The organism is Diplocloster hominis, assembly GCF_032380655.1.
In the GTDB taxonomy this organism is placed as follows: domain Bacteria; phylum Bacillota; class Clostridia; order Lachnospirales; family Lachnospiraceae; genus Diplocloster; species Diplocloster hominis.
In genome coordinates, this window is sequence record NZ_JAWDIY010000037.1 from 1 (window position 1) to 11,783 (window position 11,783).

Consider the following 11,783-nt stretch of genomic DNA (forward strand, 5'->3'; position numbering starts at 1 on the left):
CGGTTAGTAACTCCGTAGCGAAAATACATAAAACCGTGGGACACACGGGGTTAGCTCGCTTATGCTTAGTACATTGGTACTATCGAACGAGAAGCCCCCGCCTCTTTAGGCGGCGGGAGTATGTCACAGCATTATGAAACGTCGTAGAATCAGTAAAATCAAAATAAACTATTTCTGCTCTATCTTTAAACATTTTAGTCAGCGTGTCCGTATGCGTACCTGCAGCTGTGATGTCATTCCTTAGTGTGATGCCATCTGTTTTCTGAACCAGTCCACGTCTGTCCACCATTCCGCCTGGGGGGAGCCCCGACGGGAATTATCAGGATATCTATTCCAGAGTATCCTGCAGAACCGAGAGGAATTTCTCCGCTGGTTTGGAGAATACCTGATATTTTTTCCAAATGATACTTAGCTCGATCTCCAGCTTCGGAGCCAGCGGCCGGAAACAGAGGTTGCTATTGCCGGTAGTATTGATAATATGGTCGATCCCAACCGCGTACCCCAGCCCCTCATCCACCAGAAGGGATGCGTTAAAGAGGAGGTTATACGTGGCAGTGACATTTAAGCTGGAGAGATTCCGCCTGATCCACTGCAAGATTCCGCCTCCATCCGCTTCCTGCTTGGATAAGATCAGCGGTTTATCCCACAAATCCTCCGGCGTGACTGCGTCCTTTTCCGCCAGCGGCGAATTTTTCGGCATGAGAACTCCCCATACGTCGTTTACCGGAAGTTTTAAGGCGTTATATTTCGTCAAATCAGGCGGGCCAAATATTATCCCAAAATCAATCAGGCCTTTATCCAGGTGTTCCGTTACGAACTCAGCATTTCCACTGGAAATGTGGTAATGGATTCCGGGATGGGATATCTGCAGGCTTCGGGCCGCTCTGGCCAACAGCCGTACCGCGTCCGTTTCCCCGGTTCCTATATAAATATCCCCCATAATAATATGGTCAGACAGTGTGATTTCGGTTTCGGCTTTTTTAACCAGATCCATAATCTCTTCCGCCCGTTTGCGCAGAATCATCCCTTCTTCCGTCAGGGTGACTTTTCTGGAACCCTTAGTGCCCCTGATCAACAGCTGCTTACCGAGCTCCTGCTCCATATTCTTGATCTGGGTGGAAAGGGTAGGCTGGGAAAGGTGCAAAGACTCAGCGGCCCGCACGATACTCTGCTCCCTGGCAATGGCGAGAAAATATTGAAGTACACGTAGTTCCATAGGTATCCCTCCTGTTTTTTGTCCGATAAAGCATAACCTGCATACAGGATAACACAGAAATATATAGGTTACAACTATACAATTGGATTAATTATAAGTATTTGCTATTTAAATCTCTGGGGATTATACTGACTTCGAAGGCGGGATTATAGGAACTTGAAAAAAGAAGAGGGGTGATGTCATGTTCAATACAGAGTCCCGGGATGCTGTTATCCAGAATCTGATCGATGCCGGCTGCGGCCAGGAAATGATTGACGACTTTCTGACCTACTATGACGGGGACAAACGGGAAAAACAGCTGGAACTGCTGGAGCTGCAAAGAAAAGACCTGTTAAACCGGATACACAGAGAAGAAAAAAAGATTTCCTGTCTGGATTACCTCATTTATCAGATCGCGGGAGTTACATGCGCCCGTCCGGGCCATAGGATATCGCGCTATGGAGAAGCAAATGAGAGGAAAGAATGTGTATAGTCGGAGATAGATCAGTTAAAGGAGATAGATCAGTTAAAGGCGGTAGACCAGTTAACAAGGCTATAGCACAGTGTAGACAGCTATAGAACAGTTTAGATGATTACAAGGAGGAAGAATATGTTAGGAAATTTTATTTATTCAAACCCAACGAGATTATACTTCGGAGAGGATTCTCTCCAATATCTGAATGAAGAATTGCCGAAATACGGAAAGAATGTGATGCTTACTTATGGAGGCGGTTCCATTAAGAAAAACGGTATCTATGGACAGGTCATGGATATCTTAAAAGCGAACGGAAAAAAAGTGTTTGAAGATCCGGGAGTTATGCCGAATCCAACAGTACAGAAGCTGTATGAGGGCTGCAAAATTGCCAGAGAGAATAAGGTGGACCTGATCCTGGCGGTAGGAGGAGGCTCCACATCGGATTATGCGAAGGCCGTGTCCGTATCGGCTTACTGTGAGGAAGATCCGTGGGATAAATATTACCTGCGTATGGAGGATGTGGATAATCCGGTGATTCCGGTGGGCGTGGTTCTGACCATGGTGGGAACCGGGTCTGAGATGAACGGAGGAGCAGTGATCACCAATCCGGACAGCAGGATGAAGATCGGACACATATTCGGAGACCATGTATTCCCGAAATTCGCGGTCCTGAATCCCAAATTTACCTACACGCTTCCAAAATATCAGATGACCGCAGGTTTCTTTGACATTATGAGCCATATCCTGGAACAGTATTTTTCAGGAGAAGATGACAATACGTCTGATTACATCATGGAGGGGCTCTTGAAATCGCTGATCCACAGTACCAGAATCGCAGTGCAGAATCCGGAAGATTACGAGGCCCGCAGCAATATTATGTGGACCGCCACGTGGGCGCTGAATACGCTGGTAGCTCAGGGAAAATCCACGGACTGGATGGTGCATATGATCGGTCAGGCTGTGGGGGCGCACACAAACGCTACGCATGGGATGACCCTGTCCGCGGTATCCATGGCTTATTACCGATCCATTATGAGGGATGGCCTCGCAAAGTTCAGAAGATATGCGGTTAATGTCTGGAATGTGAATCCAGAGGGTAAGACGGCGGAGAAAGTCGCGGAAGAAGGTCTGGATGCCATGGAACAGTATATGAAAGACATCGGCGTGGTTCTGAACCTGACAGAGCTTGGTGTGACCGGGGATATGGTCCCTGGTATTGTGGAATCCACGCTGATACTTACCGGTGGGTATAAGGTCATGGGAAGGGAAGATATCGAAGCGGTATTAAGACAGAGCTTATAGAAGATTTTATCATTCGTCGGCTGAGACGGACATCATTGACCAGAACCGGCCGATAGCCGGCCTCAGTCGATAGCCGCCTCAGCCGATAGCCGGCCTCAGTCGATTCTGGCCTCAGTCGATAGCACGCAGCTGCTCAATGAAGGAATGCTTCTCCTGGTTACGGATTGTCCATGTTGACAGGATGAACTCTACCGTTACCAGAAGTAAAAAATACAGAGCCATAAATAGAAATGGAAACTGGAAGGGTGTCGGAGTTCCGTACGCCGTCTTGCTGAATTGACGGTGTAAAGTATAGGCTATGGGAAAACCGGCCAGTATGGTAAGGAAAATACTTGACATAACACATACGATTCCTTCCACGGTTATCATTTGGTAGAGCTGTTTTTTGGTCATACCTATGGAGCGCAGGATACTGACCTCCTGTTTTCTGGCCATTTGATTGGACAGGGTTGTGTTGATCAGATTGATCACGCCAAAAAGGGAAATAAACAGGGATATTCCCTGCATGATGTGAAAGGGAACGGAATATGAGGACTGATGATAGGCAACCTGATCCGAAAAAGTATCCAGAGCAATTCCTGTGTGGGTGTCTGCGATCTCCAGCAGTCCCATACGGACAGCGGCGTCTTTGGAAGGGTCACTTACGATGTCCCAGGCGTACTGATAATTATCCGCTTCGGGCAGCAGTTCTTCAAATAATTCTTTTGGGAGAAATAACATGGCTCCATCCAACTGTAAATCCCCATGCCCATATCCAACCGTCAGCTTTGATAAATCAAATAATCCGGATACGGTAACAGCTGCTGTTTTCCCGCCGAGGGTAAGCTGCAGGGTGGTTCCCGCTTTAAGCTCTTTATATGCTTTGGCCGCCAATATGCTGTGACTGTCAGGGGGCATACTTCCCTCGGTCAAGGCATTTTCTATAGCAGGGTAATTTTCCGGCGTAATCATATCACCCATCCCTCCGCCGGAATAAGAGCCTGCCTGGAAATCAGCACCCGCGCTTTGACGTGCTGTAATCACAGCCTCTACTCCGTCAATGTCCAGTACTTGCTGCCGTAATTCCTCCGTCAGCGGGTTACCGGAATAGAACAGCTCCGACAAATCCTGATCCGAATCGATATATATCTTATAGTCCCCATTGGGGAAGTATCTCCTTGAAATGGTATCCGGAGAATAGGTCAGCAGCAAAGTGGAGGCACACAGCAGCAGAACTCCGCCGATGCTCAGAGATACAATAATGCTGGCCGATTTTTTTCTGTCACGGTTGAAATTCATTTTACCAAGCGTGAAAGGATTGAGGTTTCTGCGGATTCGTCCGCGCTGTGCAAGGTTCTTTTGTTCCGATACAAACCGTACAGCCTCAATAGGGGAGACATTTGCCGCCATTTTGACAGGTTTCCGGATAGAAATACCAACCATGCCCCGGCATATAAACGCCGTCCCAAACATAACGGCCAGATTGCCTGAGAGATTAAGACCATCCGGTACCAGGAAAGCAGGCACGATAATCCCCAATATTGTGCCGAGGAGAATCCCGAACCATCCCAGCTGCCGGCCTTCCTTCCGGACCATCCGCGAGATCTGCTTTTTGGTAGCACCGAGTGTGCGCAGCTGCCCGAAACTCTGGATTTTGTCAATTATAGAGATGCGGAAAATACTCTGGATCACAACACAGCCGCCGGCTAAAACAACCACTGCGATCAATCCAATGGATGTGACCATACTAAGTCCCGGATTGCTGGCAGCCAGTGAAAGATACTGTGAATGATAGACTGGGGATGGAAGCCCGTGCTTGACAGCCAACTGCTCAAAATAATCTTTTATCTCATCCACACTCATTGCGGTATCATTTTTTAAATGAACATAGGCGCGGTAGCCCTGGCTGCTGTAATCTGCATACTGAACCAGCTGTTCTTTGGAGATGATAAAACTATAAGTGTCTGTGCCTTCGGCAGCTGCAGAATCCATAATGCCGGTAATACGGTATTCATCCCGGAAACTGTCTGTTTCCAATGACACGGAATCCCCGATTATTGCATCCGGTTCGAATTTTTTAAGCCAGCTCTTACTCACTATAATTTCATTTGCCCGTTCCGGCAGTTTCCCGTCCGTCAGGCTCATTTGATGTCTGCCTGTATATAACATGGCATCATCCGCATAGAGGAATGTGCCTTTAAAACCACGCGCAGACAGCTCCTCACCGATCAGATAATACTCCCCGGCACGGGCAATTCCCGGCTGCTCTTTCATGGTTTCTATGTCTTGTTCCGTAATATGGTTGAATACTGCTTCATAGGTATCGGCAACCTGATTATTCTGCATCTGTAACAGAGAAACCATCAGCCCGCCGCCGAAGCTGATCAGAAAAGCCGCCAGTGCGACAGCGGTAATGACCATACGATTGCGCCGTTTTTCACTTTGCAGGCTGCGTTTTGTCAGTTTCCTCACGATGGAGGCGGTATTATTTTCAAAAGGCCAGTTCATACGCTTATCCCTCCATTATTCAGAGATCCTGCCGTCTTCCATTCTTACGATCCGGTCGGAAAGGCGGGCAATATCGTTATTATGGGTTATCATAACCACGGTCTGCTGGAACTCGGCGCTTGTGCGCCTGATCAGTCCCAGTACATCGGCGCTGGTTTTGCTGTCCAGGTTCCCGGTCGGTTCGTCGGCAAGCACAATCGCGGGCTTGGTAATCAGCGCCCGGGCGATCGCCACACGCTGCTGCTGTCCGCCGGAGAGCTGGTTGGGCATATTCTTTAATTTATCCTTAAGCCCCAGCATGTTGACCACAAGGTCCATAAAGTTCTGGTCAACCGTACCGCCGTCCAGCTCTACAGGCAGAGCAATATTTTCATACACATTCAGGATCGGGACCAGGTTATAGTTCTGAAAAATAAAGCCGATATTGCGGCGGCGGAAAATGGTCAGTTCATCATCATTCATTTGTGCCAGCCTGTCGCCGCGGACGGTCACAGTGCCGTCCGTGGGCGTGTCAAGGCCGCCGATCATGTGAAGCAGAGTGGATTTTCCGCTGCCGGACGTTCCGACGACTGCCACAAATTCACCTTCCTCTACAGAGAAATTCACGCCGTCCAGGGCACGGGTAGTGTTCGGCCCTGTTCCATAATATTTTTTCAGACCAATTGTTTGCATAACACACATAGTAGAAGTCTCCCTTCAAGGCTTTTGCCTGTTGTTAAGGACAGTGTAAAATACAAATGTCACAGAAATGTCCGAGGTGGCTTAAAAAAGGCAAAACACTGCCGGGTGATTAACGGGCCGGAAGCAGAATGGAGAAGGCAGAACCCTTTTCAACCTCAGATACGACTTTGATATAGCCGCCCTGTCTGGTGATGATCTCACGGGCGAGGTAAAGGCCGATTCCGACGCCGGGCTGATCGTGAACCTCTTCCTCCCGGTAAAAACGCCGGAAAACAGCCGCCTGACTGCTTTCTGGGATACCTTTGCCGGTATCTGCCACTTTTATTTGCGTATACATTTCACCACATTCCACAGATACATGGATACTGCCGCCGGGCGGGGTGTACTTCACCGCATTATCCAGCAGATTAAAAAGAGCTTCTGCGGTCCATTTGCTGTCATGGCACAAATACAAATTTTCCGGGCAGCTCACGGTTACCGTGATGTTCTTTTGTTCAGCCGCATAGACAATACCGCTCATGGCCTGTGCCACGGTATTGTACAAAAGCCCGCTTTTCTTTTCCAGGAGGATCGCTCCGGTTTCCAGACGGGAAGTCTTGATCAGTGCCTGAAAAAGGAAATCCAGCTTGTCTGTCTCCCTTCGGATACCGATCAGAAAGTCCGTCTGTTCCTGTTCAGATACTGTCCTGGATAAAAGCGTGTCTGTTACTATTTTCAGATTACTGACGGGGGTCTTTACCTGATGGGAAATATCTGATACAAGGGCCTGAAGCTCCTGCCGTTCCTCGTCCACTTTGCGGCGGTTTTGCTGCATGACCCGGTAGAGGCGGGTCAGACGGTGACTGATTCGGGAGAACAGTGTCTCATTGTCTTCGATCTTTCTGGGGGATGTGCTGCCGTCCATCATTTGATCCAGTATCTGACACAGATCAGCAGTAAAAGAAGACAGCCGTTTTTCAAATAGCTGTAGCAGTAAAAATAGCCAAAGCAGAGCACAGGATATTAAGGCGGCTCCGCATAAGAGAACGGCGGTATTCCCGGACAAGAGATACAGGAGGAGGGTTATCAATGCCATGGACACAAAAGCGCCCCCTACCACCAAAAAAAACAAGTATTTTATAGAAAGATTTTTTTGTTTCATGTTTTCCTCCATTCGTGTCTTACCAAACACATAGTCAAATGGGGGGGACATTTCCCGCTCAGCACGGATCGTCTCCCGTCCACAGGTAGCCCATACCGTAGATCGTCTTAATATAAACGCTGCCGTCCGCTTCAATTTTGCTCCGGATACGGCTGATACAGGTCGTCAGCGTGTGTTCATCCACATAGTTTTCGTCTACATCCCACATTTTTTCTAATAGCTGTTGTCTGGTAAGAACCTGTTTTGGATTATCACGGAACAAATGAAGCATTTTAAATTCCAGCGCGGAGAGGGACAGTGTCCTGCCGTTCAGGCTGGCGGTCTGACTGGAGAAGTTAAGAGACAGTGTGCCGTCATCGTAGATATCCCGTTGGGGAAAATGGTGTTCTAACATACGGAACATGGCTTTGATTTTCCTCCTCAGGGCTCCGATTGAAAATGGTTTCGTAATATAATCCACCGCGCCCAGTTCATATCCTTTGAGCTGGTCACTTTCCTGATCGTTCGCGGTGAGGAAGATTACTATAGTGTCAGGATATTCCGGTTTGATCAGCCTGCACAGCTCATAGCCGTTCCCGTCCGGCAGACTGATGTCCAGGAGCACCAGATCGAATTCTCTTTCGTTCAGGGCAGCGCCAGCGGCTCCAGCGGACATGACGGAAGTAATCCCGTAACCGTCAGAAGCCAGATTATAAGCCAGTGTTTTATTCAAAAGTGTATCATCCTCTACAATTAAAATCTGTTTCACATCATCACTCCTAACCTTTTTGAAGTTAGTATAACAGGAAAATGTCCCTAAAATATTACAGCGCGGAATCTTTTATGAGGGGGCAGCTATTATCAGGTAAGTATCTATCATCGGGTATGTATCTATTATCGAGTATGTATCTATTATAGGAAGGTTATCCATATAAGACAAACCTTTTCGTATGGAAAGGAATATTGATAGAAATGAAGTACAATAGAAAAAAACTATAGAAATACATAATCCATAAGTATTTGCTATTATATACGGCGGCTGATAAGATAGAAGCAGATAAACGGATACGCCGTAAGACAAGAGCGTTGAGAGATTTTCAAGAATTCATTTAGAAAATGTGTAGTTTTTTGTTAGAGACATGTTATCTGAATTGATTGAAGTGATAGATGAAAGAAAGGATGTGAAAAAATGAATCAGAAAATGATGATGTGGCTGCTGTTTGTACTAATGGTTACAGGTGTCCTCGCCGGATGCGGAGGCAGCAGACAGACTGGAGACAGCGGGCAGGCCGAAGGCGGCAGACAGGCTGGATCCAGCGGGCAGGCCGGAAGCAGCAGACAGGCTGGATCCAGCGGACAGGCCGGAAGCGGCGGACACGCCGGGAACCCGGATGAGGATACTAAGGTAAAGCTGAGTCGAATTACTCCGGACACCAAGATAGAGGAGCTGGAAGAAGGATTGTCCGTTGTCCGGTATGAGGGGGACTACGGATTTCAGGAATTCCTGGAACAAGGCGGTGCGGATTCGGATGCCGGTGTCGTGGGATATGTAGGCAGCAGGTTATCTGAAAATATTCCGGGTCTGTTATTTGGCGGCAACTCGTTTGGATGCAGTACCATATCTGTGGAGAACCAGGATGGAGGATACTTCTTCGGAAGGAACTTTGACTGGAATTCCTGTAATGCCCTGATTATAAGTGCGAAGCCGGATCAGGGATACGCGTCGGTATCGACGGTGAACATGGATTTTATACAGGCAGGCGGCATGGATATATCGAAGCTTCCGGATTCTGCTCAGGCAGCCATCGGATTATATGCTCCCCTGGACGGTATGAATGAGATGGGGCTTGCGGTATCGGTCAATATGATCGATGATTCCGCCCGGATCGAACAGGATACACACAGGCCCGGCCTTACCACGACAACCGCGGTTCGCCTGCTCCTTGACCAGGCGGCGGATGTGGAGGAAGCGCTGGAACTGCTGGGACAATATGATCTGCACGGCTCTATGGGAATGATGATACATTTCGCGCTGGCGGATGCCGAAGGGAACAGCGTGGTGGTGGAATATGTGAACAATGAGAGGATCGTGAATGAAACTCCGGTAGTTACGAATTTTTATCTGGCAAAAGGCGGGAAATATGGCGTCGGTTCATCCCAGTCACATATCCGGTATGACATGTTACAGGAGATTCTGGGAGAGCAGGGAACCATGACCCTGGCGGATGTGAGGGAGGCCCTGGACAGTGTGAGCAAAGATAACTTTGGGGAGTTTGAATCCACGGAATGGAGTATTGTGATGGATCAGGAGAAGAAGGAACTGACCTATTTCCACAGGGAAAATTATACAAAAGGATACACAGTAGCCATCGGATAAGGAGGCAGAGCATGAATGAGCTGAAAACACTGTTTGATCTGTACCGGTTAAAAAGACAGGCCGGTCTAAAGGTCCGGGATATGCAAAAGCTTCAGGAGACGAAACTAAGACGGATGCTGCGCTATGCGTGGGAGCATTCCGCTTACTATAAAAGGACTTTTCAGGCTGCGGGAATTACGGAAAGACAGCTGAATGAGCTGCCGCTTTCCTGTTTTCCTACATTAGACAAAAAGACACTGCTGGAGCATTTTAATGAAGTAGTAACCATGCCGGGACTGACCCAGGATCAACTGCAAAAGTTTGATGAGCGGGAGGGCAGGGGCCAAGACTTCTATGAAGGAAAATACCATGTGGTGCATTCTTCCGGCAGCACCGGAAAACCCGGTTATTTTGTATATGATCAGGATGCCTGGAACCAGATGCTTCTGGGTATTATCCGGGGGGCGCTCTGGGATATGACGATGCCGCAGATACTCAGATTATTGGCAAAACGCCCCAGAATCATATATATTGCTGCCACAAAGGGGCGCTATGGCGGTGCTATGGCAGTGGGAGACGGCATCGATGGCGTGGGCGCCAGCTCCTTATATCTGGACATCAATACACCGCTGAATGAGTGGATCAAGCAGATAAAAGAGTTCCGGCCCAATATTATCATCGGATATCCATCTGCTGTTAAGATCCTGGCGGAGCTGGTGGAAAAAGGAAGCACGGAGGTCGATATAAGCAGGGTGATAACCTGCGGAGAGCCTTTGGGAGCCAGCCTTCGCGGTTATTTGGAGAAAATATTCCATACCAGGGTGATTAATATATACGGAGCCAGTGAGTCGCTGGCCCTGGGCGTGGAGACGGACCCGGCGGAGGGAATGCTGCTGTTCGATGATATGAATGTGATTGAGGTGGAAAGCGGCGTGATGTATGTCACTTCTTTATATAACTTCGCACAGCCGCTGATCCGGTACCGGCTCTCCGACCGGCTGATACTGCACCGGGCGGGGGAGAACAGCCGGTATCCCTTTACAAAGGCGGTAGGATTGCTGGGAAGAAACGAGGATATACTCTGGTTCGAGGACGGGAGAGGGAATGAGGAATTCCTGCATCCCCTTGCTATAGAGGGGTTCTGTATAGAAGGACTGAAGGATTATCAATTCTGCCAAATCGGGAAAGACGCCTTTGAAATGTACGCAGAGACGGTAAAAGGCGCGCCCAGGGATCAGATCCGTGCAGAAATGCTGCGGCAGATGAAAAAGATCCTGGCTGAAAAGAAGCTGGCCTATGTACAGTTTTATGTGAATTTTGTAGATGAGATTCTTCCGGATGCAGGGACAGGGAAAAAACCTCTGATCATCAGTGGTAAAGGAGCAGGAAGAGAATGAAGGCAGCAATATTGCAGGGGAGAAATATCAGCAAGGTTTATACACAGGGAACGGTTAAAAATGAAGTCTTACATCAGATCGATGTGGATATTTACGAGAAGGACTTTACCGTGATCATGGGCTCCTCCGGAGCGGGAAAATCCACACTTTTGTATGTGCTAAGCGGGATGGATGCGGCTTCGCAGGGGACGGTGACTTACAGTGGACGGGAAATCAGCGGGTTAACGCAGAAGCGGATGGCGGAGCTGAGAGCGGAACAGTTTGGGTTCGTGTTTCAGCAGACCCATCTGGTCAGCAATCTGACGTTATTTGAAAATGTGGCGGTTGCTGGCTATGTGAGCAGGAAAGACAGCGGGAAACAAGTGGAAAAACGCGCTATACAGCTGCTGGACCAGATGGGGGTCGGGAAAGCCGGAAACCGCTATCCGGACCAGGTGTCTGGCGGTGAGGCACAAAGAGCGGCCATAGCCAGAGCTATGATCAAAAGACCGGGAATTTTTTTCGCGGATGAACCAACCGGTGCGCTGAACAAATCCAATTCCGTGGAAGTATTAAACCTGCTGACCGAACTGAACCGGTCAGGACAAAGCATACTGATGGTGACCCATGATCTGCGGGCAGCCGTGAGAGGAAACCGGATATTATACATGGAGGACGGCGGCATTGTGGCGCAGCTTACGCTTGACGCTTATGGGGAGTATGAGGAAAAAGACAGGGAAGAGAGAATAAACAGCTGGCTTGCCGGGCTGCAGTGGTAGTTTACGGCGCAG

General features: G+C 48.6%; 10 protein-coding genes. 5 read left to right on the forward strand and 5 right to left on the reverse strand.

The features are described from left to right. Window positions 1–328: 328 nt before the first annotated feature. Complete coding sequence (locus ABC831_RS22295; protein ID WP_343250278.1) at window positions 329–1,216, reverse strand: LysR family transcriptional regulator; 888 nt, start codon at window positions 1,214–1,216, stop codon at window positions 329–331. Window positions 1,217–1,397: 181 nt separating this feature from the next. Between ABC831_RS22295 and ABC831_RS22300 the strand changes: the two genes are divergently transcribed. Together ABC831_RS22300 and ABC831_RS22305 are read left to right on the forward strand one after the other, a co-directional pair. Next, window positions 1,398–1,688 carry a hypothetical protein gene (locus tag ABC831_RS22300; protein ID WP_343250279.1) on the forward strand — a complete coding sequence of 97 codons (291 nt, stop codon included), beginning with the start codon at window positions 1,398–1,400 and terminating at the stop codon, window positions 1,686–1,688. A 117-nt stretch (window positions 1,689–1,805) separates the two neighbouring features. Further along, window positions 1,806–2,972 carry an iron-containing alcohol dehydrogenase gene (locus ABC831_RS22305; RefSeq protein WP_343250280.1) on the forward strand — a complete coding sequence of 389 codons (1,167 nt, stop codon included), beginning with the start codon at window positions 1,806–1,808 and terminating at the stop codon, window positions 2,970–2,972. A 111-nt stretch (window positions 2,973–3,083) separates the two neighbouring features. On the opposite strand, the gene ABC831_RS22310 is transcribed toward ABC831_RS22305, so the two are convergent. The 4 genes from ABC831_RS22310 to ABC831_RS22325 form a co-directional block, all read right to left on the reverse strand. Continuing rightward, the gene (locus tag ABC831_RS22310; protein ID WP_343250281.1) at window positions 3,084–5,459 is read right to left on the reverse strand and encodes an ABC transporter permease; all 2,376 of its coding nucleotides are present in this window, start codon (window positions 5,457–5,459) and stop codon (window positions 3,084–3,086) included. Window positions 5,460–5,474: 15 nt separating this feature from the next. Further along, entirely contained in the window at window positions 5,475–6,140 is a 666-nt protein-coding gene (locus tag ABC831_RS22315; protein ID WP_343250282.1) for an ABC transporter ATP-binding protein, read from the reverse strand. 109 nt (window positions 6,141–6,249) lie between these two features. Beyond that, complete coding sequence (locus ABC831_RS22320; RefSeq protein ID WP_343250283.1) at window positions 6,250–7,281, reverse strand: sensor histidine kinase; 1,032 nt, start codon at window positions 7,279–7,281, stop codon at window positions 6,250–6,252. A gap of 58 nt (window positions 7,282–7,339) precedes the next feature. Next, window positions 7,340–8,029, reverse strand: coding sequence for a response regulator transcription factor (locus ABC831_RS22325; RefSeq protein WP_343250284.1), 690 nt, complete (start codon window positions 8,027–8,029; stop codon window positions 7,340–7,342). Between the two features lie 420 nt (window positions 8,030–8,449). Between ABC831_RS22325 and ABC831_RS22330 the strand changes: the two genes are divergently transcribed. Genes ABC831_RS22330 through ABC831_RS22340 form a run of 3 tightly spaced genes read left to right on the forward strand, consistent with a single transcriptional unit; the run spans window position 8,450 to window position 11,771 of the window. Beyond that, a complete protein-coding gene (locus tag ABC831_RS22330) occupies window positions 8,450–9,637 on the forward strand; it encodes a carcinine hydrolase/isopenicillin-N N-acyltransferase family protein (RefSeq protein WP_343250285.1) in 1,188 nt (395 codons plus the stop codon). 11 nt (window positions 9,638–9,648) lie between these two features. Next, window positions 9,649–11,013, forward strand: a complete 1,365-nt coding sequence (locus ABC831_RS22335) for a phenylacetate--CoA ligase family protein (RefSeq protein WP_343250286.1) — start codon at window positions 9,649–9,651, stop codon at window positions 11,011–11,013. Further along, window positions 11,010–11,771, forward strand: coding sequence for an ABC transporter ATP-binding protein (locus tag ABC831_RS22340; RefSeq protein WP_343250287.1), 762 nt, complete (start codon window positions 11,010–11,012; stop codon window positions 11,769–11,771). The genes ABC831_RS22335 and ABC831_RS22340 overlap by 4 nt, the downstream gene beginning before the upstream one ends. Window positions 11,772–11,783: the final 12 nt, after the last annotated feature.